The sequence below is a fragment of the Cryptosporangium sp. NPDC051539 genome, from assembly GCF_044454545.1.
GTDB lineage: Bacteria > Actinomycetota > Actinomycetes > Mycobacteriales > Cryptosporangiaceae > Cryptosporangium.
Genome location: NZ_JBITDV010000001.1, coordinates 315,847 through 342,452, shown reverse-complemented (window position 1 = coordinate 342,452; position 26,606 = coordinate 315,847). Strand labels below are relative to the sequence as shown.

The following is a 26,606-nucleotide window of genomic DNA, read 5'->3' as shown; positions in this document are numbered from 1 at the left end:
AGGTCCACCGCGAGATCGCCGTCCATTGCCGGGACGCGCCGTCACTCGGTTCGGGCACCGGCCTGGAGCACGGTGGGGTCGCGCACCGCGTACCGGTGATGCTCGGCCTCACGCTCGAAGCCGCCGAGGGAGACGTTGCCCCCATAGCAGTCCACGATCTTCAGGCCGGTGACGTCGCAATCGCGAATCTCGAGGCCGGAGAGGTCGCACAGGTGGATGCGGGCACCGCGGAACTGGTCACCCTGGGTGTACTCAGCGGGCATCGGGACGGTTTCTCGTATCCGTCCCGCCCGCGCCAGTGAGTGGCGGCACCTGGCACCAGGACCGGATTGCGGTCGAGTCATCCGGCAGCCATCCACCGGACGGCGCCGAACCTACTGTTCGACCGCGTGTCGGGTGCGGGCACACCGGCACGCCCGCAGCGCTGGCCGGGCCGAGACGGTGGCGTGATGGAACACGGAACGGGTTGTTTTTCGCCGGAAACTCCTGAGACCCCGGGTGGCGCGGCGGCAGGGCGATGGTGGGTGTATCGGTCGCATTCGGAGTTCACGGCGGCGAACCGGATCGGGTCTCGTGCGTTGGACGGGGCCGGGGGGCTCACGTAGTGGCGCGGCGGCGGTAGGCGGTGACCGACCAGGCGTAGCCGCCGGTCGCGATCGCGATGCACCAGGCGGTCGCGGTCCAGGCGCTGGTGCCGATCGGGGTGCCGAGGAGGAGGCCGCGCAGGGTTTCGGTGAGTGGTGTGAAGGGCTGGTATTCGGCGAACCAGCGCAGGCCGGTCGGCATCGAGTCCGTCGGGACGATCGCTGATCCGAGCAGGGGCAGGAAGGTGAGCGGCAGCGGCAGGTTGCTGGCGGATTCGGGGTTGGGGGCGATGAGTCCCATGGCGGCGGCGAGCCAGGTGAAGGCCAGGACGAGGAGTGTCAGGAGTGCGAAGGCGGCGAGCCACTCGACGGGGCCGGCGTCGGGCCGGAATCCGATCGCGAGTGCGACGACGGTGACGAGTACGACGGCGGCCATGGTTTGCAGGACGTTGCCGAGGACGTGTCCGGTGAGGAATGCGGTGCGGGAGATGGCCATCGAGCGGAACCGGTCGACGATGCCTTCGGTGACGTCCATGCTGAGGCTGATGGCGGTGCTGACGGCGCCGGAGAGGGCGGCCATGAGCACGATGCCGGGGGTCAGGTAGTCGATGTAGGGCCGGGTGGCGCTGGTGACGTCGTTGTTGCCGGCGGCGAGACCGTCGCCGAGTGTCCGGCCGAAGACGTAGTTGAACAGGAGCAGGAAGATCAGTGGGAGGAGCAGGCCGCTGATCGTGAGCGACGGGTAGCGGCGGGCGTGCAGCAGGTTGCGGCGCAGCATAGTCGCGGAGTCGGCCAGGACGAAGGTCATCGGGGTGCTCCGTGGTCGGTGGGGCCGGTGAGGGCGAGGAACACGTCGTCGAGGTCGGGGGTGTGGACGGCGAGTTCGGTGGGTTCGATGCCGGCGGCGTCGAGGGTGTCGAGCAGGCGGCGTAGTTCGGCGACGCTGCCGTCGCTGGGGACGCGCAGTGTGAGGGTGTCGGGGTCGGGGTGGACTCCGGCGAAGTGGGTGGTTGCGGTGCGCAGGGTGGCGGCGTCGGGGAAGCGCAGTTCGACGTGTCCCCCGTCGATGCGGCGTTTGAGTTGCGCGGGGGTGCCTTCGGCGACGAGGCGGCCGTGGTCGAGGACCGCGATGCGGTGGGCGAGTTCGTCGGCTTCTTCGAGGTATTGGGTGGTGAGGAAGATCGTGACGCCGTGGTCGGCGACGAGGCCGCGGATGATGTCCCACATCGTGCGGCGGCTGCGGGGGTCGAGGCCGGTGGTGGGTTCGTCGAGGAAGATCACCGAGGGGTTGCCGACGAGGGTCATTGCCAGGTCGAGTTTGCGGCGCATTCCGCCGGAGAGTTGGGCGGAGGCTTTGCGGGCGGCGTCGGCGAGGTCGAAGCGTTCGAGGAGTGCGGCGATGCGGGCGCGGCTTTCGCGGCGGCCGAGGTGGTGCAGGTCGGCCATCAGGCGGAGGTTTTCTTCGGCGGTGAGGAGTGCGTCGACGGCGGCGAATTGGCCGGTGACTCCGATCAGGCGGCGGACGCCGCCGGGGTCGGTGGCGACGTCGTGGCCGCCGACGGTCGCGGTTCCGGTGTCGGCCGGGAGGAGGGTGGAGAGGATCCGGACGGTGGTGGTTTTTCCGGCGCCGTTGGGGCCGAGTAGCCCGAACACGGTGCCGGCTTCGACGGTGAGGTGGAGGTCGTCGAGGACGGTGTGGTCGCCGTATTTTTTGGTGAGGCCGGTGGCGGTGATCATGAGCGGGCCTGGGCGCGGGTGATGGTGATGTCGCCGAGGGGGGTGCGGGCGCGGACTTCGACGGTGTGGGTGGCGTCGCCGGGTCCGCTGGTGGCGTCGAGGCCGTTGCGGACCGAGCCGAGTTGGGTGTGGAGGTCGAGCCAGGCGGCGGTGGAGGGTGCGACGCCGATTTCGATGTCGCCGGCGGCGGTTTTCGCGGTGACGTGTCCGCGGGTGACTTCGTCGATGCGGATGGAGCCGTTGGCGGATTTGGCGTCGACGTCGGCGTGGGCGGTGCCGACGCGGATGCGGCCGTTGGCGGTGCTGGTGCGCAGGTCGCCGCCGATTTCTTCGATGCGGTTGTCGCCGTTGAGGTTGCGGATGTGGGCGTCGGCGGCGAGGTCGAGTGCGTCGACGCGGCCGGAGCCGGAGATGTCGGCGTAGCCGGTGACGTGGCCGACGTGGATGTCGCCGTGGTCGGTTTTGAGGTGGACGTCGGTGGCGTCGTCGACGCGGATGCTGCCGACGGAGGTGGCGAGTGTGACGGTGCCGAGGGGGCCGGTGCAGGAGAAGTCGGCGATCGAGGCGTCGGCGCGGACGTCGGATCGGGTGGGTAGTTCGACGGTGATCGCGGCGGTGCCGGGGCGGGTGAACAGGCTCCAGCTTTTGGGGGCGCGCACGGTGAGGCGGCCGGCGGCGTAGCTGACCGTGGCTTGGTCGGCGACGCGGATGTCGCGGCTGTTGGCGGGGTCGGTGGGGGCGACCGTGACGACGGTGTCGGTGCGGTCGCTCGCGACGATCCGCAGGTTCAGGCATTCCGCGTCGAAGACGGCGGTGATGGGCTCGGGGGTGTCGAAAATGGGCATGGCGGAGCTGACCTCCGGACGGGGTGGGGTGAAGCCGGGGTGGGGTGAGGCTGAGGGGGTTAGCGGACCCAGCCGGTGTAGCGCTGGGAGGAGGAGGTGGCCGCGGGCGGCGGGGCGGGGCGGGTGGTGTGGTCGAGCGCGGCGGAGACCGCGCGGACCAGCCAGGCGTTGACCGAGAGGCCTTCGCGGGTGGCGGCGTCTTCGGCGCGGGATTTCAGCGGGCCGGGAAGGCGCAGGTTGACGCGGGCGGTCGCGGTGGTGTCGTCGTCGCCCGGGGGTGGCTCCGCGGCGGGCGGCGCGGGCGTGGGCGTGGGGGTGCTGGGGGCGGGTTCCGGTGTCGCCGGGAGGGTCACGACGAATTCTGGGTCGAGGCCGCGGAGGCGGACGTCGACCGAGCCGGGGGCGAGTTCGAGGGTGACTTCGCTCATCGCGGCGGTGAGTGCGTTGAGCAGGGCGAGGCGGGCCGCGGATTCCAGTGGTGCGGTGAGCCGTTCGGCGAGCGCCCGGGCGTCGTCTCCGCCGGCCTGCGCCGCGGTGGCGAGGTCGGCTCGGAGTGCGGTGACATACGGCGCGAGTTCCATGGCAGTACTATGGCACCACTATGGCGCCATCACAAGTATCTATGGCGCCATAGTGGCACCGCGCTGGTGGTTAGTGGCGCACCCGGTAGCGCAGGTGCAGTACCCGCTTGCCGGGGATCACCACGTCCGGGTCGTCCAGCAGGTGCTGCGCGTCGACCGAGCCGAAGTAGCGCTTGCCGGTCCCGAACACGATCGGGACGACGTCCATGCGTACCTCGTCGATCAGGCCGGCGGCGAGCACCTGGCCACCGACGTCGCCGGCGGCGACCTCGACCAGGCGGTCACCCGCGAGTTGCCGGGCCGTGGTCACGGCCGCCTCGACGCCGTCGACGAAGTGGAACGGCGCGTGGGTGTCCCAGCCGTCGGGCGGCGGGCGGTGCGTCACGACGACCACGTGGTCGATCCCGCCCGGGGGCTTCCCGTCCCAGCCGTCGGTCAGGTCGAAGACGTGGCGGCCGACGATCGTCACCCCGATCCGGTCCCAGTAGGGCCGGACGTAGTCGTAGGACGTCTGCGACACCGTGAGCACGCCGCTCTCGTCCAGCGGGACGTCGCCGCCGGTCAGCCAGTCGAAGAGCGGTCCGGGCAGGTCGTTGTCGTCCGCGATGAAGCCGTCCGCCGACACCGAGCTGTACAGGACGACCGTGCCCACGGGGCTCTCCTCTGTTCCGCGTCCCCCGGGAACGCTCGGGGGCCCCCGCGAAACTAGCGTGCCGGGAGCGCGGGGTCTTGTACGAAATCAATCGGCCGGCAGCGGCCAGCCCTCCATCACGTGGCCGGGGTGTTCGTGCAGGAACCGCCGCCGGACCTCGACGTAGCGGGTCGGCGTGAGCCCGGTGAACGCCCGGAATTCGTGGCCGAAGTGGGCCTGGTCGAAGTAGCCCGCGCTCTCGGCGAGGCGGCCCCAGTCGACCGGGCCGGCGGGGTCGATCGCGAACACGGTGGCGGCGAAGCGGTAGGTGCGGGCCAGCCGCTTCGGGGTGACGCCGATGAGCTCCTTGAACCGCTGGGCCAGGTGGGTGCTGCTGACGCCGGCCGCCCCGCTCAGGCCGCCGATCGCCACCGCGCCGCGGGCCGCCGCGAGGACGCCGCCGGTGTGGCGGACCAGCCCCAGGCCGGCATGTTCGCCCAGGCGTCGTGTCAGCTCGTCTTCGAGGAGCGTCAGCATCTGGTGCGGCCCGGACGCCGTGGCCAGCCGGTCGCGCAGCGTGGCGACGGCGGCGCGGCCCCATACCTGCTCCAGCGTCACCGGCCGGTCGCGTAGCTCGGCCGCGGGCATCGGCAGGAACGGCGCCAGGCCCCACGGCTTGAGGTGCGCGCCGACCGAGCGGGTCGGGATCGGGTAGCCGAATTCGAGCGCGCGGGTGGGCAGGGTGATCACGCAGCCGTCGGCGTACTGCGCGGTCTCGAGGCCAGTGCCGGAGCGGATGCGAAACGGTGCCCCGAGGTTGACGATGAGCAGCGCCGCGGGCATCGGTGGCAGCGTCAGCCGGGCGTAGGGCGGTGCGCCCCGCAGGTAGTAGAGGTCGTCGATCAGCCCGTCCAGCGGGGGTCGCGGCGCTCGGGACACGTACTGCACGGGCCCAGCATCGCCGACGCACCACCGGGGAGCTAGAGCACGCCGGCCATCGGGTCGTTCTTCCACTTGTCGACGTCGCGGATGTAGCGCAGCAGCACCGGCGAACCGTCCTTCCAGCGGCCGCGGCGCGAGATCGCCAGCAGGTCGCTCCCGGCTTCGTAGGCGGCGGTGGCGCCCCCGACGCGCAGCGAGTGCGCCGACAGCGCGGTGGTGGGGACCTGGGCCCGGCGGGCGGCGTCCCGGAGGATGAGCCCGACCGCTTTTCCGGACAGGCGGCCGGTGCCGCGTTTCCCGGAGAAGTCCGGGTGGTGCGGGAGCCGGTCGTGTTTGTCGATCGGCATCCACAGCGGGCCGTCGCCGGGCCGGGCCACCGCGAGGCGTTCGCGCCAGGCGCGCAGCAGCCGGACCGGGCAGGTCAGCGGGTTCGCGCCGTAGTGCACCGCGACCAATTCACCGACGGCCTCCTGGTCGGTTTTCGACCAGCGGATCAGCACTTCGGCGCCGCCGGGGGCGTCGCGCACGTCGCCCACGGTGTTCAGCGCGACCAGCTCCGAGCGGCGGATCATCATGCTGAACCCGAGGACGATCAGCGCGCGGTCGCGGGCACCGGCGAGGGTGGCGGGGACGCAGGTGGCGACCATCGCGCGCAGGTCCTCGACGCTCAGCGGCGCGGCCTGCCGGTCGCGGACCCCGGTCTGGGCGCGGTTCTTGCGGTGGCCGTTGACGACCCGGCGTGCCCCGGTGAGGTCGGGCTGGTTGAGGTATCCGTTTTCGCGGTGTTCGGTGCGGATCGCCGAGAGGGCCCGCTCGATCGTGCGGGGCGCGGCGGGGCCCTGGCGCTCGCCGTTTTCGCGGAGTGCGCCGCCGGAGGCCAGGAACGTCGCGTATTCGGCCGCGGTCTCGGCGGTGGCGGGCAGGGGTGTGCGGCCGGTCGTGGCGCACCACCGGCGGAACGCGGCGCGGTCGGTGGTGTAGGCGCGGGCGGTGTTGGCGGGGATCGCGGCGGCGATGCGGCGGGCCGTGTCCGCGGAGATCGTGTGGTCGACGCCGCCTCGGTGGGCCAGTGCGCCGGTGACGGCTATTTCGTTAGTTCCGCCGTCCACGAGTGCTCGTTTCCCTCCGCCTCTGGAGACTTCCGATAATGAACCCTATCGGAACTCAGGTGTTCGTGGCCACCGCGGATGGAAACGTTCTGTTTAGTCATTACGTAATGACGAAAACGAATCAGAACGAAACGTGGAGGGGTTCGGTGTGGGACGTCGCTTCGGCGGCGGCGGCCGCCGGGTCGCCGGCCCGGATCGCCTCCACCAGCCGCGCGTGGTCGAGGTAGTCCTCCGGACGCAGCACCGGCGTGAAGTGCTCGCGCAGCGACTCCCGGATCACCGCGCCGAGGTCCGCGTACAACTCGCCCAGCACCTGGTTGTGCGCGGCCGCCACGACCGCCAGGTGGAACGCGCTGTCGGCGGTGACGAACGCTTCCCGGTCGCCGGACTCCCAGCCGCGTTCCCGCTCGGCCAGCGTCGCGTCGAGGTGGCGCAGGTCGGCGTCGGTGCGGCGGGCGGCGGCCAGGCTCGCCGCGGTCGCCTCGAGGGCCCCGCGCAGCTCGGTGACGTCACGCGGCGGGGCGTCGGCGAAGCGGCGGCGCATCACGCCGGCGAGTTCGCTGGTCGCGACGACGTAGGTGCCCGATCCCTGCCGGATGTCGAGCAACCCGTTGTGCGCCAGGGCCCGCACGGCCTCGCGGACGGTGTTGCGGGCGACGCCGAGCTGCGCCACGAGTTCCGGTTCGGTGGGGATGCGTGACCCGACCGGCCACGCCCCGGACGTGATCTGCCCGCGCAGCGTGGCGATGACGTGATCTGAGAGACTCCGGGGCCGCGAGACGGGGTCAAGATTCATCCCATGATTCTATGATGGGATTGTGTCGACGCCCTTAGCTTCGAGTAACACCCCGGTCACCACTGCCGGCCGTCCCGCGCGCACGGCCACCCGGGCCACGCCGTGGCTCGCGGCCGTCGCGCTGATCCTGACCGCGGTCAACCTGCGGCCGGCGGTGACGAGCATCGGCCCGGTGCTCGAGGAGATGCGGGCCGGTCTCGGTATGAGCGCGACCGTGGCCGGGCTGCTCACGTCGGTGCCCGCGTTCTGTTTCGCGCTGGTGGGAGTGACCGCGCCGCGCCTGGCCCGCCGGTTCGGCGTGAACGCGGTCATCCTGGCCGGCATCGCGGCGCTCACCGCGGGCCTCGCCCTGCGTCCGCTGGTCGGCGGCCCGGCGCCGTTCGTCGCGCTGACCGCGGTCGGGCTGGGCGGCATCGCGCTGGTCAACATCCTGATGCCGGTCGTGGTGAAGCAGTACTTTCCCGGGCGGGTCGGCCCGATGACCGGCGTCTACACGACCGCGCTCAACGTCGGCGCGACCGCCGCGGCCGCCGTCACGGTTCCGATCTCCTCCGCGTTCGGCGGCTGGCGTTCCGGCCTGGGCATGTGGGCCGCGGTCGCCGCGGTCGCGCTGATCCCCTGGCTGTTCCTGACGCGCCCGCGTCCGGCCGGGACGACGGCCCCGGCCGCCGCCGCGCCGGCCCGGAGCCTGAGCCGTAACCCGACCGCGTGGGCGCTCGCGGTGTTCTTCGGGCTGCAGGCCACTGCGGCCTACGTCATCATGGGCTGGCTCCCGCAGATGTTCCGCGACGCCGGGCTCTCGGCGTCGACCGCGGGACTGCTGTTCGCGGTCACGTCCCTGCTCGGGGTCCCGCTCTCCTACGTGCTCGGCGCACTGGCCGGGCGCCTGCGCAGCCAGAGCCTCCTGGCCGCCGGGCTGGCCGTGTTCGGCCTCGCCGGGTACGCCGGGCTGCTGATCGCCCCGGCCGGCGCCCCCTGGGTCTGGGCCGTGCTGCTCGGCATGTCGAACTGCTCGTTCCCGCTGGCGCTCGCGATGATCGGGCTGCGCGGCCGTGACGCCGCCACCGTCGCGCGCCTGTCGGCGTTCGCGCAGAGCGCCGGGTACCTGCTGTCGATCCCCGGGCCGGTCATCGTCGGCGCGCTGTATCAGCACACCGGGCAGTGGCACACCCCTCTGGTGTTCCTCATGGTCCTGATGACCATCCAACTCGTCGCGGGCCTCGCCGCGGGCCGAAACCGACCCCTCTGACCAGCAAAAACGTTCTGAGAGGGCCGTAGCGGGCCGAAATCAGGTTTCGCCAGGGGAGACCAACCCCGTTTCGTAGGCCACGACGACCGCTTGGACCCGATCGCGTAACTGCAGCTTCCCCAGGATCCGGGCGACGTGCGTCTTCACCGTCGCCTCCGACAACGACAACCGCGACGCCAGCTCCGCGTTGCTCAGCCCGCGCGCCAGCAACCGCAGCACCTCCAGCTCGCGGGGTGTCAGCCCGGCCAGATCCCGGTGCACCGCCGACGCGGCCTCGTCGCGGCGTGCGAACCGCTCGACCAGCCGCCGGGTGATCGCCGGAGCCAGCAACGCGTCCCCGGTGCGCACCAGCCGCACCGCCGCGGTCAGCTGCTCCGGCGTCACGTCCTTGAGCAGGAACCCGCTCGCCCCCGCCGACAGCGCCGCGTACACGTACCGGTCCAGGTCGAACGTCGTCAGCATCAGGATCCGCGGCCCGTCGGGGCCGGTGACGATGCGCCGGGTCGCTTCCAGACCGTCGAGGTGCGGCATCCGGATGTCCATCAGCACCACGTCCGGCCGTGTCCGCCGCACCGCGTCGACCGCCTCGGCGCCGTTGGTGGCCTCCGCCACCACGTCGATGCCGTCCGCGGAGAGAATCATCCGGAACCCGGTCCGCACCAGCGCCTGATCGTCGGCGACCACCACCCGCGGCGCGCTCACGCGCCTACCTCCGCGTACGGCAGGATCGCCTCGACCCGGAACCCGCCCCGGATCCGTGGCCCCGTGCGCAGCGTCCCTCCGTACACGGCCAGACGCTCCCGCAGGCCGATCAGTCCCTGCCCCGCCGAGTCGGGGTCCTCGTCTCTCGTCGACGCGGAGCCGGGCACCGGGACCGGGCCGGTGTCGGTGACCTCCAGCCACAACCGGTCGGCGCCGTGGTCGATCCGCACCACCGCCGACGTGCCCGCCGCGTGTTTCACCGTGTTCGTCAAGGCCTCCTGCACCACCCGGTACGCGGCCAGGTCCATCCCGTCGGGCAGCAGCCGCGGCCGCCCGGTGACGACCAGCTCCACCGGCACACCCGCGTGGCGCACCCGCTCGACCAGGGGGCCGACCTGCGACAACCCCGGTTGCGGCGCGAGGTCGGGTTCGGCCGCCTCCGCGGGGTCGGCGTCGATCGTCAGCAGGCCCATGACGTGACGCAGTTCGGTCATCGCCGCCCGGCCCCCGGACTCGACCGCGAGCAACGCCTCCCGGGCCTGCGCGGGTGAGGTGTCGAGAACCTTGCGGGCCGCACCGGCCTGGATCACCATCACGCTCACATTGTGGGTCACGACGTCGTGCAGTTCCCGGGCGATGCGGGCCCGTTCCCGGGCGGTGGCGCGGCGCACCACCTCGGCGCGTTCCTGCTCGATCGCGGTCGCCCGGGCCCGTTCGGCGTCCGCGCGGGCCCGCCAGCTGCGCAGCCCGTACGCGGCGACCGCGATCGGCAGCAGGATCAGGTACGGGACCGCGCCCTGCGGGACGGCGTTGATCGCCCCGCCGAACGCCGGTTGGGCGTCGCCGCTCTGCAACTGCTGGAACAGGAACGCGGCCGGCAGGAGGCTCACCAGCGCCGGGATCCGGTACGGGCTGTACACCGCAGCGCTGTAGGCGGCGATCACCGCGACGTAGAACGAGAGCTCCAGCGGGCTGTGCAGGTCGTCGCCGACGAGAGCGGCGGTGGCCAGCACGACCGAGAGCACCGACAGGGGGTAGCGGCGCCGGAACACCAGCGGCGCGGCGATCAGCAGGAGCAGCAGGATCTGCGTGGCGGTGCCGCCGGCCACCTGGTCGTGCACCTCGGCGGGAGGGACCGGCGGGAGTTCCGGAGGGACCGGATCGTACGGCGGGTACGTCCGTTCCAGCGACACGTAGCCGTCGTCGTCCCCGTTCCCGCTGAGGATCGCGATCAGCGCCAGGCACAGCGCGAGCCCGACGTCGAACAGCCAGTTGCGCCGCGACAGGGGCAGCACCGGCCCGGACGGGCGCACCGCTTGACCGGCCAGCCCACGCGCCGCGCGGCCGAGGCCGCGCAGCCACCCGCCGGCCGGACGCCGTTCTCGGAACATGCGCTCATTCTGCGGTGCGCGCCCCGCCCCTGGCGTCGCTCCCCGGGATCACTCCCGCCGCCGCGGCGACTACGCCGTGAGGATGACGCCCGGCGACCCCCTCCCGCCGCGGTACGGCCAGTGCGTCCGCAGGCCGATGTGGACGTGTCGCCCGCGGCCCTAGCGTCCGCCCCGTCCGTATCGACCGGCACCGTGACCACGGGGAGAAACCCTCATGACCGACAACGTGATCGAACTGCGCGGCGTCAGCCGCCGCTACGACAGCGGGCCGCCGGCGCTGGCCGACGTGTCGCTCACCGTGGCCGCCGGTGAGGCGGTCGCGATCCTGGGGCCGTCCGGCAGCGGGAAGTCGACGCTGCTCAACCTGGTCGCCGGGCTCGACAAGCCCGACGACGGCGAAGTGCTGGTCGCCGGGCAGCGCGTCGACACGCTCGGCGAAGCCGGAGCCGCGAAGTACCGGCGCCGCACGATCGGGATGGTGTTCCAGTTCTTCAACCTGCTCGACGACCTGACCGTGTTCGACAACGTGGTGCTGCCGTCCCAGCTGGCCGGGGCCGGCCGGGCCGACGCGCGGCGGCGCGCCACCGACCTGCTGACCAACCTCGACATCGCCCGCTACGCCCAGACCTACCCCGGACGCCTCTCGGGCGGGCAGCGGCAGCGGGTCGCGGTCGCGCGGGCCCTGATGAACCGCCCGGCGCTGCTGCTGGCCGACGAGCCGACCGGCGCGCTGGACTCCGCGTCCGGCGCGGACGTGTCCCGGCTCCTGTCCGAGCTGCACGCCGACGGGCAGACGATCGTGCTGGTCACGCACGACCCGGCGCTGGCCGAGTCGTGCGCCACCCGGACGGTGGAGATCGTCGACGGGCGCATCACCGCCGACACCGCGGTCGGGGCCGCCCGATGAGCACGCTCACGCCCTCCCGCCCGGCCGCAGCGACGCCCGGTCGGCCCCAGGGACTCGGGAAGGTCGTCCGGTCCGGGGTCGGCCGGCACTGGGTGCAGACCGCGGTGATTCTGCTGGCCACCGCGGCCGCCGTCACCGCCGGGGTGCTCGGTGTCGGCCTGCTGGTCGCCGCGAGCGGCCCGTTCGACCGGGGCTTCGCCGCGCAGCACGGCGCGCACCTCACCGTGTACACCGACCCGGCGAAAGCGACCGCCGCGCAACTGGCCGCGACCGCCGGCACCGGCGGGGTGACGCGGACCGCCGGACCGTTCGGTGTGGCGACCGTCGGGCTGAAACCCCCGGAGGGCGTCCCCGGCCCGGCCGCGCAGATCACGGTCGTCGGACGCCACGGCCCGGCGAGCGGCGTCGATTCTCTGTCGCTGCTCGACGGCCGCTGGCCGGCCGCGAACGACGAGATCGTGCTGGCGGCCGGTGCCCCGGTCGGTGCGCCGGTCGGGGCGACCTTCTCACTCGACGGCGGCGGCCGGGTGACGGTCGTCGGGGTGGCCCGGTCGGTCAGCGAGACCGCCGACGCGTGGATGCTCCCGGCCGCGCTCCCCGCGCTGCCCGCGACCGGACGCAGCCTGCAGATGCTCTACCGGGTCGACGGCCACGACACCGGCACGCAGATGGACACCGCGCGGGACGCGGTCACCGCGGCGCTGCCCTCCGGGGCGGTCACCGGGACCCGGTCCTGGCTGACGACCCGGTTCGACGCCAACCGCCGGACGGCGCTGTTCGTGCCGTTCCTGCTCGGCTTCGGGGCGCTCGCGCTGGCGCTGGCCGCGCTGGTCGTCGGGACCGTCGTCGCGGGCGCGGTCGGGTCGGCGTACTTCCGGATCGGGATCCTCAAATCGCTCGGGTTCACCCCCGGCCAGGTGGTGCGCGGCTGGATGGCGCAGGCGCTGATCCCGGCGACGATCGGCGCCGGCATCGGGATCGTCGGCGGCAACCTGGCGGCGATCCCGCTGCTGCAGAAGACCGAACGGATCGTCGCCGACGCGTCCACCCACATCGAGCCGTGGGTCGACGTCGCCGTGGTGACCGGGGTGCTGGGGCTGGTCGCGGTCATCGCCGCGCTGGCGTCACTGCGGGCCGGGCGGCTGCGGACCGTCGACGCGCTCACCCTGGGCCGCACCCCGCCGGCCGGGCGCGGCCGGTGGGCCGGGCGGGCCCTCGGGCGCGTCCCGCTGTCCCGGCCGCTCTCCCTCGGACTGGCCCGGCCGTTCCGCGCCCCGGGACGCGCCCTCACGATGGTCGCCGCGATCGCGTTCGGCACGGCCGCGGTCACGCTCACCGTCGGGATCGGTGCGTCGTTCACGCTGATCCAGATCGCGGCCGAACACTCCCGGGTCGACGTCGAGATCCACGGCGGACCGGGCTCCGGCCAGGGCCGGCACACGATCACCCCGAAGGGCCCAGACCCGGCCGGCAGCGCACCGGCCGGAAGCGACCCGGCCGTGGTCGCGGCCGCCATCGAGGCGCAGGCGGGCACGTCGCGGTGGTTCGGGTCGTCGCACACCGAGGCGTCGAGCCCGTCGCTGTCGCGGCCGGTGAGCGTCACCGCGTTCACCTCCGACCCGTCGTGGGCCGGGTACTACCTGGTCGGCGGACGCTGGTTCGGCCGCCCCGGGGAGGCCGTCGCCGCGACCGGGCTGCTCACCGCCACCGACACGTCGGTGGGGGACACGCTCACGCTGCGCGGGGAATCCGGGCCGTTCACGGTGACGATCGTCGGGGAGACGTTCGACCCCAACGACGACGGGCTCAACCTCCTCACGCGGGCCGCGGCCGGCGCGACGATGACCGACTGGAGCATCGACGTGGCCCGCGGCACCGACGCGGACCACTACGCCGACGAACTCGGCGACGCCGTGACGCGGTACGGGCTGTTCGCCGACGACACCCCGAAGGAGGGACCGGCCGACCTGGTCGTGATCGTGGCGGCGCTGTCCGGGCTGCTGAGCGTCCTGATGGTGTCGGTCGCCGGCCTCGGCGTGCTGAACACCGTCGTGCTCGACGTCCGCGAACGCGTCCACGACCTCGGGGTGCAGAAGGCGCTGGGGATGACGCCCCGCCAGGCGCTCGCCGGCGTGCTGGCCGCGGTGGTGCCGGTCGGGCTGGCCGGCGGGCTCCTCGGGGTCGGCGCCGGGCTGGTGCTGCACCGGCTGCTGGTCCCGGCGATGGCCCGCGCCGCCGGAGCGACACTGCCCGGCGCGCTGCTGGACGTGTTCTCCCCGCTGGTGCTGGTCGCCCTCGGCCTCGGCGGGGTGGTACTCGCGATCGCCGGGGCGCTGCTACCGGCGACGTGGGCGGCCCGGACCCGCACCGCGACCGCCCTGCGCACCGAGTAACCAGGGCCCCGCGCGGGTCAGAGGCGGCGGGCGAAGAGGGCATCGGCTTCGCCGTGGCCGCGCAGGACGCCACCGGCGGCGGTGAGCGCGTCGCGGAGCGCGGCGAGGAGCCGGTCGCGCTGCGCGGCGGGCAGCAACTGGTGGTCGGAGAACGTGGCGATCAGACCGACCCACTCCTCCGCGGGAACCTCCAGGTCCCAGCGGTAGCGCCGGTGCTCGGCGGCGCCGAACTCGGGCCGGGACGCGAACGGGTCCGGCGACGAATCCTCGCCGCCGGGCCCGGCGTGGGTGGTGGTGCCGGGCGCGTGCTCGGCGTAGACGTCGCGCAACAGGGCCTGGGCGTCGGTGTCGAGCACCGCGTACGTCCAGGACCGCACGATGCTCCCGCCGGGCCGCAGCAGCGCCGCGGCGCGGGCCGCCCCGGCGTCCGGGTCGATCCAGTGCCAGGCGTTGCCGCAGGTGATCAAATCGAAGTGGCGCCCGGCGCCGTCCCAGGTCTCGAACGGCGAGATCTCCACCCGGACGCCGTGCCCGCGGGCGACCGCCGCCATCCGCTCGTCGATCTCCACGCCGAGGACGTCGAGACCGGCGGCCCGCAGCGGCACCGCGAGTTTGCCGGTGCCGCAGGCCACGTCCAGCACCGCGGCCGGGCGCAGCGCGACGAGGTCGGCGAGGAGCGCGTCCGGGCATCCGGGCCGGTACCGGTCGTAGTCGGCGGCGATCCCACCGAACGATTCGGCGCGGGCGCGGTCGGTGTGGGGGCGGTCGGTGTGGGGGCGTGGTGGCACGCCCCGAACGCTACCGGTCCGATCCTTTCAGGGGCGCCGGCGGAGCTTCACGGTGTTGTCGACGTGGTTGATGACCCGTCCGTCGGGGAGCGTCCGGACCCGCTCGTGCTCGTCGACGACCAGCAGGTCCCACTCGCCGTCGGGCAGCCGCAGCGCCGCGATGACCTCGTCGGGGCCGGGCAGTTCGTGGCCCGGGTGCTGGTGCTGCGCGGCGTGCGGGTCCCCGGCCGGGGAGCCGTCGGACTCCTGCCAGTGCGGCGCTCCGGAGTGGCCCTCGATCAGCAGCACCCCGCCCGGCGCGACCGCCGCCGCGGCCCGCCGCAGGATCTCCTCCCGGGGCATGTCGCCCCAGGAGTGCAGGAACTGCGCCGACACCAGGTCGTACTGCCCCTCGGGGAACGAGAGCCCGAGGTTGCGCTGCAGGAACGTGATGCGCCCGGCGACGCCGTGCGTCTCGGCCGCCGCGGCCGCGCGTCCCAGCGCGACCTCGGAGATGTCGACCGCGGTCACGGTCCAGCCCTGCCCGGCGAGCCACACCGCGTCGCCGCCCTCGCCGCAGCCCAGGTCCAGCGCGCGGCCCGGCGTCAGGTCGGTGACCTCCTTGACCAGGGCAGAGTTCGGCTCCCCGCTCCAGATCGACGCGGTCTCGTTGTACCGGGTGTTCCAAGTCTCGGCCAGCTCGTCGGACATGGACGCATTCTCTCCCAGGCCGTGGTGGTGGTGGCCGGCGGCGCGCTCGGCGGCCGCCCGCTCGGCGGCGGCCGAGAACGGTGCCGCGTCCGCGCGGCGGGTCTGCACCGCGCGGGCGGTCTCCGCGGCGACCAGGTCGAACGTCAGCATCGCCCCGGCCAGGTTGCCCGCCGCGGCCGCGTTGATCACCTGCAGCGCCGGTGCGGTGACGTTGCCCGCGACCCACACGCCCGGCACGGCCGTCTTGCCGGTCGGGTCGGCCGGCACGTACGTGCCGATCCGGGTTCCGTCGCGCAGGAGGTCGGCGACCTCCAGGCCGAGGTTCTCGCAGCCGTCGAGGCGCACGTGCATCGTGGTGGCGGTCACCACCGCGTCGACGCCGGCGACCCGCGCGCCGCCGAGTTCGACGCCGGTCATCCGGTCGCCGGTGACCCGCACGCCGGTCACTTCTCCGTCCACCACGGCGACGCCCCGGGCGGCGAGCTGTTCGAACTGCTCGTCGGTGGGTTCCGGGCCGGTGTGCAGGAACAGCGTGATCCGCTCCGACCAGTTGCGCCAGAGCAGCGCCTGTTCGACCGCGAACGGTCCGGTGCTCAGGACGCCGATCGCGCGGTCGCGGACCTCGTGGCCGTGGCAGAAGGGGCAGTGCAGCAGGTCCTTGCCCCAGCGGGCGGCCAGGCCGGGCACCGGGGGGATCTCGTCGGTGACCCCGGTGGCGACCAGGAGCCGGGCGGCCCGCAGAGTCGTGCCGTCGGCCAGCCGCACCGTGAAGCCGTCGCCGTCCGGCCGGGCGTCGGTGACGGTGCCGGACACGACCGTGCCGCCGTAGGACTCGACCTCGGCGCGGCCGATCGCGGCGAGCCGGGCCGGGGGCAGCCCGTCGCGGGTGAGGAACGCGTGGACGCCGTCGGCCGGGGCGTTGCGCGGGCGGCCGGCGTCCACCACCAGAACGGAACGGCGGGCCCGGCCGAGGGTCAGGGCACCGCTCAGGCCGGCGGCGCCGCCGCCGATCACGATCACGTCGTACTGAGTCGTCGTCATGGCCGGAAGCGTGCACCCGGCCCGGAGAGAATGACAAACTTTCTTGCCGGAATGGCAAACTGGTGGGATGACGGATCTCGACGACGTGCTCACCGCGGTCGGGCCGCGGCTCAAATCGCTGCGGATCGAGCGCGGCACCACGCTGACCCAGCTGTCGGAATCCACCGGCATCTCGGTCAGCACGCTGTCCCGGCTGGAATCCGGGCAGCGCAAACCCACGCTCGAACTGCTGCTGCCGCTGGCCCGGGCCCACCAGGTCCAGCTCGACGAACTGGTCGGCGCCCCGGTGACCGGCGACCCCCGCGTCCATCTGAAGCCCTACACCACCTACGGGCGCACGACGATCCCCCTCAGCCAGCACCTCGGCGGGTTGCGGGCCTACAAGCAGATCCTGCCGCCGACCCCGGCGTCGGTCGACGTGACCGAACTGCGGGTCCACGAGGGCTACGAATGGATGTACGTGCTGTCCGGGCGGGTGCGGCTCATCCTGGGTGAGCACGACCTGCTGCTCGGCGCCGGGGAGGTCGTGGAGTTCGACTGCCGGACGCCGCACTCGATCAGCAACCCCGGCCCGGACGCCGCCGAGATCCTCGCCCTCTTCGGGCCCCAGGGTGAACGCCTCCACGTCCGGGCCCGGCCGGCCCGGCCGGACAGCTAGGCGTTCAGTACGCCATTCCCATCGCGGTCCGCACCTCCGCGAGGGTGGCGTCGGCCACCGCGTTGGCGCGAGCGTTGCCGGACCGCAGGATCGCGCGGACCACGCCGGGATCGCGGGCGTACTCCGCGCGGCGGGCCCGGATCGGCGCGAAGTACTCGTTGACCGCGTCGGTGACCAGCTTCTTGAGGCCCGCGGCCCCGGCCGTACCGATCTCGGCGGCCACCGCCTCCGGCGCGCGGCCGGTGCACAACGCGGCGATCAGCACCAGGTTCGACACCTCCGGGCGGCCCTGCGGGTCGAACGTGATGTGCCGGTCGGCGTCGGTCTTCGCGCCGCGGATCAGCCGCGCGGTCACGTCCGCGGTCGCGGCCAGCGGGATCGCGTTGCCGCGGCTCTTGCTCATTTTGCCGCCGTCAGTGCCCAGCAGCAGCGGCGCCGCCGACAGCAGTCCCTCCGGCTGATCGAACAGCGGCCCGTAGCGCTCGGTGAAGCGCCGCGCGATCGTGCGGGTGAGCTCCAGGTGGGGCAACTGGTCCTGCCCGACCGGCACCAGCGTCGCCTTGCCGAACAGGATGTCTGCGGCCTGGTGCACCGGGTAGGTGAACATCAGGCCGCTCACCGACGCCCGGCGCGAATGGACGATCTCGTCCTTCACGGTCGGATTGCGTTCCAGTTCCGGCACCGACACCAGCGACAGGAACGGCAGCAGCAGCTGGTTGAGGGCCGGGACCGCGCTGTGGGTGAAGACCGTGGTCTTCTCCGGGTCGATGCCGGCCGCGAGGTAGTCCAGCACCAGGCCCTCGACGACCGGCGCGAGGCGCCCGGCGGCGTCGGAATCGGTGAGGACCTGGTAGTCGGCGATCACCAGCGTCAGCGCCGCGCCGGCGGCCTGCAGGCGCACGCGGTTGTGCAGGGTGCCGAAGTAGTGGCCGAGGTGCAGCGGGCCGGTGGGCCGGTCACCGGTGAGGACTCTGTCCATCGGAGGTCTCCTGGGAACGGGGACCGCCCGGCATCACCCCGGACACGCGTCAGGGCCGTTCCGCCGAACGGCCCTGGTGAAGTCATGCCTGTCAGAGGTGCCGCTCCTACGAGGAGCGCCACCAGGTCAGGCACGACGGGGAAGTCATGGCGCTGAGGGTAGCGCAGTGTCGGACCAGTGGCGCAGCAGATAGTCGAGGGCGTCGAGGGCCCGGCGCCAGGACGTGTCGAGGTCGCGCGGGTGACCGAAGCCGCCGGCGGCCTCCAGCGTCGCGAAGCCGTGGAACGTGCTGCGCACCAGGCGGACCGCGTCGGTCAGGTCCGGATCGGTGAGTCCGTAGCCGCGGAACATCGCGCCGGTGAGGTCGAGGATCCGCTGCGCCGACGGAGTGGACGCGACGAGCGCCGGATCCAGCTGCAGGTGCGTGGACGCGTACCGGCCCGGGTGCGCCAGCGCGTACGCCCGGTAGGCCGAGCCGAACGCCCCGAGTGCGTCGCGCCCGGCGCGCCCGGCCACCGCGTCGCCGAGCCGGTCGGCCAGTTCGCCCGAGGCCCGCAGCGCGATCCGGACCCGCAGATCGTCCAGGCTGCGCACGTGCGAATACAGGCTGGCGTCGCGCACACCGAGCCGGCGCGCCAGCCCCGACACCGTCACCCGGTCGACGCCGATCTCGTCGGCGAGGTCGGCGGCGGCGAGCACGACGGTCTCGGGGGTGAGGCCCTGGCGCGGCATCCCGCTCCTTAAAAAAATAGTCGTTTGCCTAGGGATCCTAGGCGAAGTAGCGTCGGGACCATGAAGGCCCTGACCGACTCCGACATCCGCGGCTCGTTCGTCAACTGCTCCAAAGGTGAGGCGAACCGCCTCCCGCTGCCGCGCGACCTCGACACCCGCCCGTGGGACGACCTGGACTTCCTCGGCTGGACCGACCTGTCCGCCCCGGACCGCAGCTACCTGGTCACCGACACGGTGGGGGTGGTGCTGCGGGCCGCCACCGGGCAGCGCGGCTACCTGCGGCGCAGCATGTGCTCGCTCTGCCTCACCCAGCACCCGGGCAGCGGGGTCGCGCTGATGACCGCGCGCAAGACCGGCGCGGCCGGGCGTCAGGGCAACTCGGTCGGCACGTACGTGTGCGCCGACCTGGCGTGCCCGCTCTACGTCCGCGGGCTGAAGAAACCCGCCGTCGGCGGACGGATCGAGGAGTCGCTCACCGTCGAGGAGCAGGTCGCGCGCCTGCGCGGGCACCTCGACGGATTCCTGACGTCCCTGGGAGCCTGAGCCACTTCCGCTCCCGGCACCGGCGGGGATCCGGGCCCCCGCGGGGATCTCAGGCGACGTCGCGGGCGAGCTGGTCGATCGCCCGGTGCAGGTCGGCCAGGCGCAGCGTCACCGTGGCATCGCCGGTCGCGGCCAGGCCGAACAGACCGGCCTCGACGTACTCACGGACCAGCGCCGACGGGGTGACCCCCCGCCGGGCGGCCTCGGCCTCCAGCCGCTCGGACAGCAACGCGGGCAACCGGGTGGAGTGCACGACGGTGACCGGACGGGCGGATGTCTCGACCGTGGCCCCGGACCAGTCCGTGCCGGCCAAGGCCCGCTCGGCGGCGTTGATCTCGGCGTCGCTCATGCCTCGCTCCTTCCGAGCATTCCGGCCACCAGGCCGGCCTCGTCGCCGTCCAGCTCGCGGGCCGAGACCACCAGGTACTGATCGGGCTCCTCCTCGACCAGCGCCACGGCCACCCATCGGCCGTCGCGGGTCGCGGCCGCCACCCGGAGCACCGCACCGACGTGCTGACGGACCCGCCTCGGTGCGCGCAGCACCTGTAAGGCGGCCTGCCAGCCGATCCCGGCGGCGTCGAGGGCGTCGTAGGAACGCTCGTCGAACCGGTAGGTCTCGTCCACGGACTGAACGTAGACGAGTGTAAACAGCCCGGGCCGATCGGCCTAGCCCTCGGCGGCGCCGGGCGTGCGGGCGGGGTCGGGCGTGCGGGCGGGGGCGTGGGGCGTGCCGGCGGGGGCGTAGGTGACGGCCATCGCGCCGCCCGGGAACGGCTCGGAACTGACCAGGCGCAAGTCGGTGGCGGTGGTGAACAGCGGCAGCCCGGACCCGAGGGCCACCGGGTGGATGATCAGCCGGTACTCGTCGACGAGGTCGCGGCTGATCAGCGCGCGGGCGAATCCGGCGCCGCCGTGCGCGAGCAGTTCGTCGCCGTCCTCGGCCTTCAGACGGGCCACTTCGGTGGCCAGGTCGCCGGAGAGCACGGTGGTCTGCGGCCACGTGGCCTCGGTGAGCGTCCGGGAGAACACGATCTTCGGGATGTCGTTCATCGGTGCCGCGTACGGCTCGTCGGAGCTGGGCCAGTGCGCGGCCATGTCGCCGTAGGTGACCCGGCCCATCACGTGCGCCCCGGCCTGGCCGAGCATGTCGGCCAGCCACTCCTGCAACTCCTCGTCGATGCTCGGGAAGATCCATTCGACGTCACCGTCGTTACGGCCGACGAACCCGTCGAGCGAAACGTTCATTTTCAGTACCAGTCTCCGCGGCATGGCTCGTGCGTATCGAGGCGGATGTGATTACGCAACTCGGTTGTGCATTACTGGCACACCCGGTGGCCGGATCCCAGCGGTGGGCTAGGTTTTTGCCATGCTGACGGAGAATCTCGGGCCGACGGGGAGCCCAGCGTTGACGGGGAGCCCGGCGCCGAGGGGTGAGCCGGTGCCGGGCGGGAGTGAGGTGCCGGGCAGGAGCCCGGTGCACACGGTGGCGGTGCTTGCGCTCGAGCACGTGGTTCCGTTCGACCTGGCGGTCCCGGTCGAGGTCTTCGGCCGGGCCCGCCTGCCCGGCGGCCGTCCCGCGTACCGGGTCCTGGTCTGCGGCGCGACCGGCGACGTGGACGCCGGCACGTTCGCGATCCGGGTCCGGCACGGGCTGGAGGCACTCGCCGTGGCCGACACCGTGATCGTGCCGGGCGTCAGCGAGGAAGGCGTCAGGGAGGCGGGCGTCAGGGAGGCGGGCATCGGGCCGGCCGGGGCGGTGGGAGTCTCCCGGCCGGTGGGCGCCTCCGGGCCGGTGGGGGATCCGGTGCTCGAGGCGTTGCGGGAGGCCGCTGGGCGCGGCGCGCGGATCGCGTCGGTGTGCGCGGGAGCGTTCACGCTGGCCGCCGCCGGACTGCTCGACGGGCTGCGCGCCACCACGCACTGGCTCGGCACGTCCGAACTGGCCGCGCGGTACCCGGCGATCGACGTCGACCCGGACGTCCTGTTCGTGGACAACGGCCAGATCCTCACCTCGGCCGGCGCGGCCGCGGGCCTCGACCTGTGCCTGCACCTCGTGCGCCGCGACCACGGCGCCGCGGTCGCGGCCGACGCCGCCCGGCTCTCGGTGATGCCGCTGGAGCGCGACGGTGGGCAGGCCCAGTTCATCGCCTACGAGCCGCCGGCGCCGGACGGGACGTCGCTGCGGCCGCTGCTGGCCTGGGCCGAGGAGAACCTGCACCGCCCGCTGACGCTCGACGACCTGGCCCGGCGCGCGGCCCTGTCGAACCGGACGCTCTCGCGGCGGTTCCGCGAACAGACCGGGACGACGCCACTGCAATGGCTCAACCGGGTCCGGCTGCGGCGGGCCCAGCAGTTGCTGGAGACCACCGGGCAGCCGGTGGAGCGGATCGCGTCGCAGGTCGGGTTCACCGCCGCGAGCACGTTCCGGGATCGCTTCAAGCGCCTGGTCGGCGTGAGCCCGGCCGCCTACCGCCGGTCGTTCCCCGGCTGAGACCCGCCGGCCGGGACGTGTTTGCCGGGACGTGCCGGGGCGGGGTATGCGGGGTGGGTCGCGCCGGATGCACGCCGGGGAGTTCGCTCGGGGCCGGTTGCTTGGGGCCGTTGCTCGGGACGGGGTCGCACCGGCGGGTCACATTCGGGGCGGGTCACACGCCGGTGGTGGAGCCGGGGCGGACGATCATCAGCACGACGACGACGGCCCAGAGCAGGTTGAAGATGCCGGTGACCATCCCGAGCCGCGCCGCGAGCCGCTCGGGCGCCGAGCGCGTCCCGGAGCCGGCCGGGGCGGGCAGGGCGGATTCGTCGACCGGATCGGATTCGCGGGCCGGATCGGCTGCCTCGATCGGGCGAGGTTCGGCTGAAGCTGCGGTTGACCGTGAGGCCGGCCCCGGACCCACGTCTCGTCCGGTACGGCCTGCGGAACCGGACGCCGCCGGGAACGGCGCCTGCGGCGCGGGCCCGCCGGACAGCGCCGAGGCCGCGGACGACGCCGAGATCTGGGACAGCGCCCCGTCCCCGGACGGAGCCGAGCCGCCGGACGAAGCTGAGCCGCCGGACGAAGCTGGGATCTCGGACAACGCTGAGGCCCCGGACAGCGTCGGGATCTCGGACGGCGCCTCGGCACCGGGCAGCGTCGGGACGCCGGACCGAGCAGAACTCGTGGACAGCGCCGAGGCCTCGGTCGACGCGGAGGTCCCGGAGAGCACTGGGGCGCCGGGCAGCACTCCGGCGCGGGGCAGCGTCGGGGCGCCGGCGAGGGTGAGGGCTTCGGCTTGGCGCGGGAGGACCAGCAGCGTCAGGACGGCGGCGGCGACCGCGGTGAGCGCGATCGACGTGAGCAGCCACGCGTCGGTGAGCACGCCGAGCGACGCCGCGGTCGCCAGGCCGAACGCCGGGACCAGCAGGCCGAGGACCGTGTAGACGCGGCAGACCCGGTGCAGCGCGACGAGGATCGTGGCCGCCTGCGGATCGGTGCCGGCCCGCCGCAGGTAACGGGGGAACATGCTGGCCGCCACCGTCACCGGTCCGATCGCGAGGATCGCGGCGAGCACGTGCAGGGAGAGGAAGAACGCTGAGGTCACCACCTCGACGCTAGGACCGCCGCCCGCCCGCGCAGAAGTGGCGCGAACGCCAGCCTCCGCCGGATTCACGCCACTGGATCACGCCCCCATGAACACGCCTGCGCGGCTCCCCGGTGAACGCGACCGAATCAACGCGAACGAATCATCGTCCTCCCGGGCGGCCCCGCCCGCGCCGGCGGCGGGAGCCGGAGTGATCAGTCAGCCACCCGCGACGAACGTGGTGCCGTTCCAGCGGTGGGTGCGGACCAACGTGCCACCGGATTCCGGACGCCAGTCGACGACGATGACGCGGCCGTTCTCACGCAGACTCGGCAGCGGATCGACGTAGGCCTGCAGGCCGTCCACGAACCCGATCGGCGTCGGCCCGCCCTTGGCGTTGCCCGTGAACGCGATGATCATGAACCTGGTCTCCGGACCGCCGACGGTGGAGGTGCCCCAACAGGTGATCACCACCACCGCATCGGTGCGCCCGTCCTGGTTGACGTCGCCGTAGACCGGCTGCGTGGTGGGGGCGATCTCGTAGTGCCACGGCGGCAGCGAGGCGACTCCCCGGGAGAATTGGACGCGAGTGTTCGGGCAGACGTCGTTCGCCGGCAGGTTCATGACCGAGTTACGCCAGTCGATCGGCCGCAGTGCGGTCACGGTCGGGGTGCTGGTGGGCGGCACGGAACTCGACCCGTTGGCGTCCGATGCCCGCGCCGACGGCCGGCCGGAGGGCGGTGGGGAGCCGGGCGTCCGGGACGGGGACGCGGTGGGCTTCGGTGCGATCGGCCGCAGCCGGTCGGTGTCGTGGCCGCCGGCGAACCCGAGCACCACGCCGACCGCGGCAATGGTCAGGACCAGAGCGGTCACCGCGGCGGCCAGGCCGCGCCGCCGGCGGCGGCGAGCCGCCGCGATGCGCCGGGCGTGCGTCGGTCCGGGACCCCCGTAGGGCTCGTCGGCGGCGGTCATCATCCCGCGGAGCAGCCGCGTCACGTCCTCCTCCGGGTTCATCGCATCCTCCCCTCGACGGTCGGCTCGCCCAACTCGGAGGCCAGCGCGGTGCGGCCCCGGTGCAGCCAGGACTTGACCGTTCCCTCGGCCACTCGCTCGCCGGCGGCGATCTCGGCGATCGGGACATCGGCGAGGTAATGCAGAACGATCGCCTTGCGTTGCTTGGCCGGAAGCAGCGCGAGTGCGGCCACCAGCGCCACGTGCGTCGGATCCGGCGGCGGCACCACCGGTTGGTCCCGCTGCCCGGCCACGAAGGCGAGGGATCGACGAGCCCGGCGCCACCGGCTGACCGCCAGCCGCAACGCGACGGTGCGCACCCACGCCGCCGGTTCGTCATAGGCGTGGATCGTCGACCAGCGCGCCCACCCGCGGGCGAACGCCTCCTGGACGAGATCCTGGGCCGCGCCCCGGTCGCCGACGTAGGCGTAGAGCTGCTTGCACAGCGACGGGAAGTGGGCGGCGTAGAACGCCGCGAACTCCGCCTCGCTCTGGGATTCCACCAGCGGCTCCGTCCGGTCAAGTGCACTCACTGGAATACACGCTGACGCGGGCGTCCGGTTGCACCTCGATTTCGCGACGGCGTCACCGCATACCGGCCGGACGCGACGAGGGCCGGTGACCCGGCCGCGGTGGCTCGCACCGCGGCCCGACGGCCGGGCCGGGCGCCGGTCAGGCTCGGGCGAGGAAGCGGCGGACGGTGCACCGGGACGCCGGGTTTCTCCCCGAGCGCCCGCGCGAGCGTGGACTTCCCCGCGCCGCCGCGGCCCAGCACCACGACCCGCTTCATGCGGGCTGCGCGGCCAGGTCGTCCGGGTCGGTGGCGAACTGCGTCGAGTGCAGCTCCGCGTACCGGCCGCCCAGCGCGAGCAACTCGGGGTGGGTGCCGCGTTCGACGATCCGGCCGCCCTCGACGACGAGGATCTGGTCGGCGGCGCGCACGGTGGAGAGCCGGTGGGCGATGACCACCGCGGTCCGCCCGGACAGCGCCTCGGCCAGCGCGGCCTGCACCGCGGCCTCCGACGTGGAGTCCAGATGCGCGGTCGCCTCGTCGAGGATCACCACCCGCGGACGCGCCAGCAGCAGCCGGGCGATCGTGAGCCGCTGACGTTCCCCGCCCGACAGCCGGTATCCGCGCTCCCCGACGACCGTGTCGAGCTCGTCCGGGAGCGCCGCGACCAGGTCGGCGAGCCGGGCCCGCCCGAGCGCGTCCCAGATCTCGCCGTCGCTCGCCTCGGGCCGGGCCAGCAGCAGGTTCTCGCGGATCGACTCGTGGAACAGGTGCCCGTCCTGCGTCACCAGGCCGAGCGTCTCGCGGATCGAGTCGGTGCTCAGGTCACGCACGTCGACACCGGCCAGCCGCACCGCGCCGCCGTCGGCGTCGTACAGGCGCGGGATCAGTTGCGCGATCGTGGACTTCCCGGCCCCGGACGACCCGACCAGCGCCACCATCTGCCCGGCGCCGACCGTGAACGACACCTCGTGCAGCACCTCGACGCCGCCCCGGGTGTCGAGCGCCGCGACCTCCTCCAGCGACGCCAGCGACACCTTGTCGGCGGACGGGTAGGCGAAGCGCACCGCGTCGAACTCGACCGACACCGGCCCGCCGGGCACCGGCCGCGCACCGGGCTTCTCGGTGATCAGCGGCGGCAGGTCGAGGATCTCGAAGACCCGCTCGAAACTCACCAGCGCGCTCATCACCTCGACCCGGGCGCTGGCCAGCGCCGTCAGCGGGGCGTAGAGGCGGGTGAGCAGCAGCGCCATCGCGACGACGTCACCCGGGTCGAGTTGCCCGCGCAGCGCGTAGAAGCCGCCCAGCCCGTACACCAGGGCCAGGGCGAGCGCGGACACCAGCGTCAGCGCGGTCATGAACACCCACTGCACCATCGCGGTGCGGACCCCGATGTCGCGGACCCGCCGGGCGCGCAGCGCGAACGCCGCCGACTCGCGGGCCGGGCGGCCGTAGAGCTTCACGAGCGTCGCGCCGGGCGCGGAGAACCGCTCGGTCATCTGGGTGCCCATGGCCGCGTTGTGGTCGGCGGCCTCGCGTTCCAGCCGGGCCAGGCGGGTGCCCATCCGGCGGGCCGGGACGACGAACACCGGCAGCAGCACCAACGCCAGCAGCGTGACCTGCCAGGAGATGCCGAGCATCACGACCAGCGTCAGCACCAGCGTGACGACGTTGCCGACCACACCGGACAGCGTGTCGCTGAACGCGCGCTGCGCGCCGATGACGTCGTTGTTGAGGCGGCTGACCAGCGCGCCGGTGCGGGTGCGGGTGAAGAACGCGATCGGCATCCGCTGGACGTGATCGAACACCGCGGTGCGCAGGTCGAGGATCAGGCCCTCACCGATCCCGGCCGACAGGCGCCGCGTGGCGAGACCCAGCCCGGCCTCGGCGACCGCGATGACCGCGATCGCCACCGACAGCCAGGTGATGACGCTGCTCTGGGCGCCGCGCACGCTCGCGTCGAGCACCCGCCCGGCCAGTACCGGGGTGGCGACCGCGAGCATCGCGGTGACGACCGAGAGCGCGACGAACAGCGTCAGTGCCCGGCGGTGCGGCGCGGCGAACCGGCCGATCCGCCGCAGGGTGGCGCGGGAGAACGGCCGCTGTTCCTCGTGGGCGTGTATCGCGTGGTACATCGAGTTCCACGCGGTCATCTCCATGCTCATGGGGGATTCCTCACGAAGTCGGGGTCGCCCGGAACGGTAAGAGGTGAAGCGTGCTTCAGGT

The 26,606-nt window shown here is 73.3% G+C and carries 29 protein-coding genes; 6 read left to right on the top strand and 23 right to left on the bottom strand.

Features of this window, described 5'->3' with window-relative positions; translation table 11 throughout:
• Positions 1-41: 41 nt before the first annotated feature.
• The 9 genes from ACIBZJ_RS01655 to ACIBZJ_RS01615 all read right to left on the bottom strand — a co-directional run bounded on the left by ACIBZJ_RS01655 (position 42) and on the right by ACIBZJ_RS01615 (position 7,225).
• Positions 42-263 (bottom strand): hypothetical protein, encoded by a 222-nt coding sequence (locus ACIBZJ_RS01655; protein ID WP_395924327.1) that lies wholly within the window; start codon positions 261-263, stop codon positions 42-44.
• A gap of 334 nt (positions 264-597) precedes the next feature.
• The gene (locus ACIBZJ_RS01650) at positions 598-1,392 is read right to left on the bottom strand and encodes an ABC transporter permease (RefSeq protein WP_395924325.1); all 795 of its coding nucleotides are present in this window, start codon (positions 1,390-1,392) and stop codon (positions 598-600) included.
• Positions 1,389-2,321 carry an ATP-binding cassette domain-containing protein gene (locus ACIBZJ_RS01645; protein ID WP_395924323.1) on the bottom strand — a complete coding sequence of 311 codons (933 nt, stop codon included), beginning with the start codon at positions 2,319-2,321 and terminating at the stop codon, positions 1,389-1,391. The genes ACIBZJ_RS01650 and ACIBZJ_RS01645 overlap by 4 nt, the downstream gene beginning before the upstream one ends.
• A complete protein-coding gene (locus tag ACIBZJ_RS01640) occupies positions 2,318-3,166 on the bottom strand; it encodes a DUF4097 family beta strand repeat-containing protein (RefSeq protein WP_395924321.1) in 849 nt (282 codons plus the stop codon). The genes ACIBZJ_RS01645 and ACIBZJ_RS01640 overlap by 4 nt, the downstream gene beginning before the upstream one ends.
• A 59-nt stretch (positions 3,167-3,225) precedes the next feature.
• Entirely contained in the window at positions 3,226-3,747 is a 522-nt protein-coding gene (locus ACIBZJ_RS01635) for a hypothetical protein (RefSeq protein ID WP_395924319.1), read from the bottom strand.
• Between the two features lie 70 nt (positions 3,748-3,817).
• Positions 3,818-4,399, bottom strand: coding sequence for a dihydrofolate reductase family protein (locus ACIBZJ_RS01630; RefSeq protein ID WP_395924317.1), 582 nt, complete (start codon positions 4,397-4,399; stop codon positions 3,818-3,820).
• A gap of 87 nt (positions 4,400-4,486) precedes the next feature.
• A complete protein-coding gene (locus ACIBZJ_RS01625; protein WP_395924315.1) occupies positions 4,487-5,326 on the bottom strand; it encodes a helix-turn-helix domain-containing protein in 840 nt (279 codons plus the stop codon).
• A gap of 32 nt (positions 5,327-5,358) precedes the next feature.
• Positions 5,359-6,429 carry a site-specific integrase gene (locus ACIBZJ_RS01620; RefSeq protein ID WP_395924313.1) on the bottom strand — a complete coding sequence of 357 codons (1,071 nt, stop codon included), beginning with the start codon at positions 6,427-6,429 and terminating at the stop codon, positions 5,359-5,361.
• A gap of 121 nt (positions 6,430-6,550) precedes the next feature.
• The gene (locus tag ACIBZJ_RS01615) at positions 6,551-7,225 is read right to left on the bottom strand and encodes a FadR/GntR family transcriptional regulator (protein WP_395924311.1); all 675 of its coding nucleotides are present in this window, start codon (positions 7,223-7,225) and stop codon (positions 6,551-6,553) included.
• Between the two features lie 19 nt (positions 7,226-7,244).
• On the opposite strand from ACIBZJ_RS01615, the gene ACIBZJ_RS01610 reads away from it, so the two are divergent.
• The gene (locus ACIBZJ_RS01610; RefSeq protein ID WP_395925970.1) at positions 7,245-8,474 is read left to right on the top strand and encodes a CynX/NimT family MFS transporter; all 1,230 of its coding nucleotides are present in this window, start codon (positions 7,245-7,247) and stop codon (positions 8,472-8,474) included.
• Positions 8,475-8,513: 39 nt separating this feature from the next.
• Here the strand turns inward: ACIBZJ_RS01610 and ACIBZJ_RS01605 are convergent, their stop codons facing one another.
• Both ACIBZJ_RS01605 and ACIBZJ_RS01600 read right to left on the bottom strand, forming a co-directional pair.
• Complete coding sequence (locus ACIBZJ_RS01605; protein WP_395924309.1) at positions 8,514-9,176, bottom strand: response regulator; 663 nt, start codon at positions 9,174-9,176, stop codon at positions 8,514-8,516.
• On the bottom strand, positions 9,173-10,567 hold the full coding sequence (locus ACIBZJ_RS01600; RefSeq protein WP_395924307.1) for a sensor histidine kinase: 1,395 nt from the start codon (positions 10,565-10,567) through the stop codon (positions 9,173-9,175). Before ACIBZJ_RS01600 ends, ACIBZJ_RS01605 begins: the two co-directional genes overlap by 4 nt.
• Before the next feature lie 214 nt (positions 10,568-10,781).
• On the opposite strand from ACIBZJ_RS01600, the gene ACIBZJ_RS01595 reads away from it, so the two are divergent.
• Positions 10,782-11,474 carry an ABC transporter ATP-binding protein gene (locus tag ACIBZJ_RS01595; RefSeq protein ID WP_395924305.1) on the top strand — a complete coding sequence of 231 codons (693 nt, stop codon included), beginning with the start codon at positions 10,782-10,784 and terminating at the stop codon, positions 11,472-11,474.
• Entirely contained in the window at positions 11,471-13,867 is a 2,397-nt protein-coding gene (locus ACIBZJ_RS01590) for an FtsX-like permease family protein (RefSeq protein ID WP_395924303.1), read from the top strand. The genes ACIBZJ_RS01595 and ACIBZJ_RS01590 overlap by 4 nt, the downstream gene beginning before the upstream one ends.
• A 17-nt stretch (positions 13,868-13,884) precedes the next feature.
• Here the strand turns inward: ACIBZJ_RS01590 and ACIBZJ_RS01585 are convergent, their stop codons facing one another.
• Both ACIBZJ_RS01585 and ACIBZJ_RS01580 read right to left on the bottom strand, forming a co-directional pair.
• Positions 13,885-14,655 carry a class I SAM-dependent methyltransferase gene (locus tag ACIBZJ_RS01585; RefSeq protein WP_395924301.1) on the bottom strand — a complete coding sequence of 257 codons (771 nt, stop codon included), beginning with the start codon at positions 14,653-14,655 and terminating at the stop codon, positions 13,885-13,887.
• Between the two features lie 27 nt (positions 14,656-14,682).
• Positions 14,683-16,386, bottom strand: a complete 1,704-nt coding sequence (locus ACIBZJ_RS01580; RefSeq protein ID WP_395924299.1) for an FAD-dependent oxidoreductase — start codon at positions 16,384-16,386, stop codon at positions 14,683-14,685.
• A gap of 67 nt (positions 16,387-16,453) precedes the next feature.
• Here ACIBZJ_RS01580 and ACIBZJ_RS01575 point away from each other — a divergent pair, with 67 nt between their 5' ends.
• The gene (locus ACIBZJ_RS01575) at positions 16,454-17,044 is read left to right on the top strand and encodes a helix-turn-helix domain-containing protein (RefSeq protein ID WP_395924297.1); all 591 of its coding nucleotides are present in this window, start codon (positions 16,454-16,456) and stop codon (positions 17,042-17,044) included.
• Positions 17,045-17,048: 4 nt separating this feature from the next.
• On the opposite strand, the gene trpS is transcribed toward ACIBZJ_RS01575, so the two are convergent.
• Together trpS and ACIBZJ_RS01565 are read right to left on the bottom strand one after the other, a co-directional pair.
• The gene (gene trpS / locus ACIBZJ_RS01570) at positions 17,049-18,023 is read right to left on the bottom strand and encodes a tryptophan--tRNA ligase (RefSeq protein WP_395924295.1); all 975 of its coding nucleotides are present in this window, start codon (positions 18,021-18,023) and stop codon (positions 17,049-17,051) included.
• A 144-nt stretch (positions 18,024-18,167) separates the two neighbouring features.
• A complete protein-coding gene (locus ACIBZJ_RS01565; protein ID WP_395924293.1) occupies positions 18,168-18,755 on the bottom strand; it encodes a TetR/AcrR family transcriptional regulator in 588 nt (195 codons plus the stop codon).
• Positions 18,756-18,815: 60 nt separating this feature from the next.
• Between ACIBZJ_RS01565 and ACIBZJ_RS01560 the strand changes: the two genes are divergently transcribed.
• The gene (locus ACIBZJ_RS01560) at positions 18,816-19,298 is read left to right on the top strand and encodes an FBP domain-containing protein (RefSeq protein WP_395924291.1); all 483 of its coding nucleotides are present in this window, start codon (positions 18,816-18,818) and stop codon (positions 19,296-19,298) included.
• Positions 19,299-19,347: 49 nt separating this feature from the next.
• Here the strand turns inward: ACIBZJ_RS01560 and ACIBZJ_RS01555 are convergent, their stop codons facing one another.
• The 3 genes from ACIBZJ_RS01555 to ACIBZJ_RS01545 are packed head-to-tail and all read right to left on the bottom strand — an operon-like array spanning position 19,348 to position 20,543.
• Complete coding sequence (locus tag ACIBZJ_RS01555) at positions 19,348-19,647, bottom strand: CopG family transcriptional regulator (protein WP_395924289.1); 300 nt, start codon at positions 19,645-19,647, stop codon at positions 19,348-19,350.
• Positions 19,644-19,922 (bottom strand): hypothetical protein, encoded by a 279-nt coding sequence (locus ACIBZJ_RS01550; protein WP_395924287.1) that lies wholly within the window; start codon positions 19,920-19,922, stop codon positions 19,644-19,646. Before ACIBZJ_RS01550 ends, ACIBZJ_RS01555 begins: the two co-directional genes overlap by 4 nt.
• Positions 19,923-19,964: 42 nt before the next feature.
• Entirely contained in the window at positions 19,965-20,543 is a 579-nt protein-coding gene (locus ACIBZJ_RS01545; RefSeq protein ID WP_395924285.1) for a dihydrofolate reductase family protein, read from the bottom strand.
• A 229-nt stretch (positions 20,544-20,772) separates the two neighbouring features.
• On the opposite strand from ACIBZJ_RS01545, the gene ACIBZJ_RS01540 reads away from it, so the two are divergent.
• Positions 20,773-21,789, top strand: coding sequence for a GlxA family transcriptional regulator (locus ACIBZJ_RS01540; protein WP_395924283.1), 1,017 nt, complete (start codon positions 20,773-20,775; stop codon positions 21,787-21,789).
• A 154-nt stretch (positions 21,790-21,943) separates the two neighbouring features.
• Here the strand turns inward: ACIBZJ_RS01540 and ACIBZJ_RS01535 are convergent, their stop codons facing one another.
• From ACIBZJ_RS01535 to ACIBZJ_RS01515, 5 genes are all read right to left on the bottom strand, one after another.
• Complete coding sequence (locus ACIBZJ_RS01535; protein WP_395924281.1) at positions 21,944-22,879, bottom strand: hypothetical protein; 936 nt, start codon at positions 22,877-22,879, stop codon at positions 21,944-21,946.
• Between the two features lie 198 nt (positions 22,880-23,077).
• Positions 23,078-23,872: a hypothetical protein gene (locus ACIBZJ_RS01530; protein WP_395924279.1), complete on the bottom strand. Its 795-nt coding sequence runs from the start codon at positions 23,870-23,872 to the stop codon at positions 23,078-23,080.
• On the bottom strand, positions 23,869-24,372 hold the full coding sequence (locus ACIBZJ_RS01525) for a SigE family RNA polymerase sigma factor (RefSeq protein WP_395924277.1): 504 nt from the start codon (positions 24,370-24,372) through the stop codon (positions 23,869-23,871). Before ACIBZJ_RS01525 ends, ACIBZJ_RS01530 begins: the two co-directional genes overlap by 4 nt.
• A gap of 26 nt (positions 24,373-24,398) precedes the next feature.
• The gene (locus tag ACIBZJ_RS01520) at positions 24,399-24,659 is read right to left on the bottom strand and encodes a hypothetical protein (RefSeq protein WP_395924275.1); all 261 of its coding nucleotides are present in this window, start codon (positions 24,657-24,659) and stop codon (positions 24,399-24,401) included.
• The gene (locus ACIBZJ_RS01515) at positions 24,656-26,545 is read right to left on the bottom strand and encodes an ABC transporter ATP-binding protein (protein ID WP_395924273.1); all 1,890 of its coding nucleotides are present in this window, start codon (positions 26,543-26,545) and stop codon (positions 24,656-24,658) included. Before ACIBZJ_RS01515 ends, ACIBZJ_RS01520 begins: the two co-directional genes overlap by 4 nt.
• Positions 26,546-26,606 lie beyond the last annotated feature (61 nt).

Coding starts and splice junctions, on each gene's coding strand:
- ACIBZJ_RS01655 (WP_395924327.1), bottom strand. CDS start 263: ATGCCCGCTGAGTACACCCAGGGTGACCAGTTCCGCGGTGCCCGCATC.
- ACIBZJ_RS01650 (WP_395924325.1), bottom strand. CDS start 1,392: ATGACCTTCGTCCTGGCCGACTCCGCGACTATGCTGCGCCGCAACCTG.
- ACIBZJ_RS01645 (WP_395924323.1), bottom strand. CDS start 2,321: ATGATCACCGCCACCGGCCTCACCAAAAAATACGGCGACCACACCGTC.
- ACIBZJ_RS01640 (WP_395924321.1), bottom strand. CDS start 3,166: ATGCCCATTTTCGACACCCCCGAGCCCATCACCGCCGTCTTCGACGCG.
- ACIBZJ_RS01635 (WP_395924319.1), bottom strand. CDS start 3,747: ATGGAACTCGCGCCGTATGTCACCGCACTCCGAGCCGACCTCGCCACC.
- ACIBZJ_RS01615 (WP_395924311.1), bottom strand. CDS start 7,225: ATGAATCTTGACCCCGTCTCGCGGCCCCGGAGTCTCTCAGATCACGTC.
- ACIBZJ_RS01600 (WP_395924307.1), bottom strand. CDS start 10,567: ATGTTCCGAGAACGGCGTCCGGCCGGCGGGTGGCTGCGCGGCCTCGGC.
- ACIBZJ_RS01595 (WP_395924305.1), top strand. CDS start 10,782: ATGACCGACAACGTGATCGAACTGCGCGGCGTCAGCCGCCGCTACGAC.
- ACIBZJ_RS01590 (WP_395924303.1), top strand. CDS start 11,471: ATGAGCACGCTCACGCCCTCCCGCCCGGCCGCAGCGACGCCCGGTCGG.
- ACIBZJ_RS01580 (WP_395924299.1), bottom strand. CDS start 16,386: ATGACGACGACTCAGTACGACGTGATCGTGATCGGCGGCGGCGCCGCC.
- ACIBZJ_RS01575 (WP_395924297.1), top strand. CDS start 16,454: ATGACGGATCTCGACGACGTGCTCACCGCGGTCGGGCCGCGGCTCAAA.
- trpS (WP_395924295.1), bottom strand. CDS start 18,023: ATGGACAGAGTCCTCACCGGTGACCGGCCCACCGGCCCGCTGCACCTC.
- ACIBZJ_RS01565 (WP_395924293.1), bottom strand. CDS start 18,755: ATGCCGCGCCAGGGCCTCACCCCCGAGACCGTCGTGCTCGCCGCCGCC.
- ACIBZJ_RS01560 (WP_395924291.1), top strand. CDS start 18,816: ATGAAGGCCCTGACCGACTCCGACATCCGCGGCTCGTTCGTCAACTGC.
- ACIBZJ_RS01555 (WP_395924289.1), bottom strand. CDS start 19,647: ATGAGCGACGCCGAGATCAACGCCGCCGAGCGGGCCTTGGCCGGCACG.
- ACIBZJ_RS01545 (WP_395924285.1), bottom strand. CDS start 20,543: ATGAACGTTTCGCTCGACGGGTTCGTCGGCCGTAACGACGGTGACGTC.
- ACIBZJ_RS01530 (WP_395924279.1), bottom strand. CDS start 23,872: ATGAACCCGGAGGAGGACGTGACGCGGCTGCTCCGCGGGATGATGACC.
- ACIBZJ_RS01520 (WP_395924275.1), bottom strand. CDS start 24,659: ATGAAGCGGGTCGTGGTGCTGGGCCGCGGCGGCGCGGGGAAGTCCACG.
- ACIBZJ_RS01515 (WP_395924273.1), bottom strand. CDS start 26,545: ATGAGCATGGAGATGACCGCGTGGAACTCGATGTACCACGCGATACAC.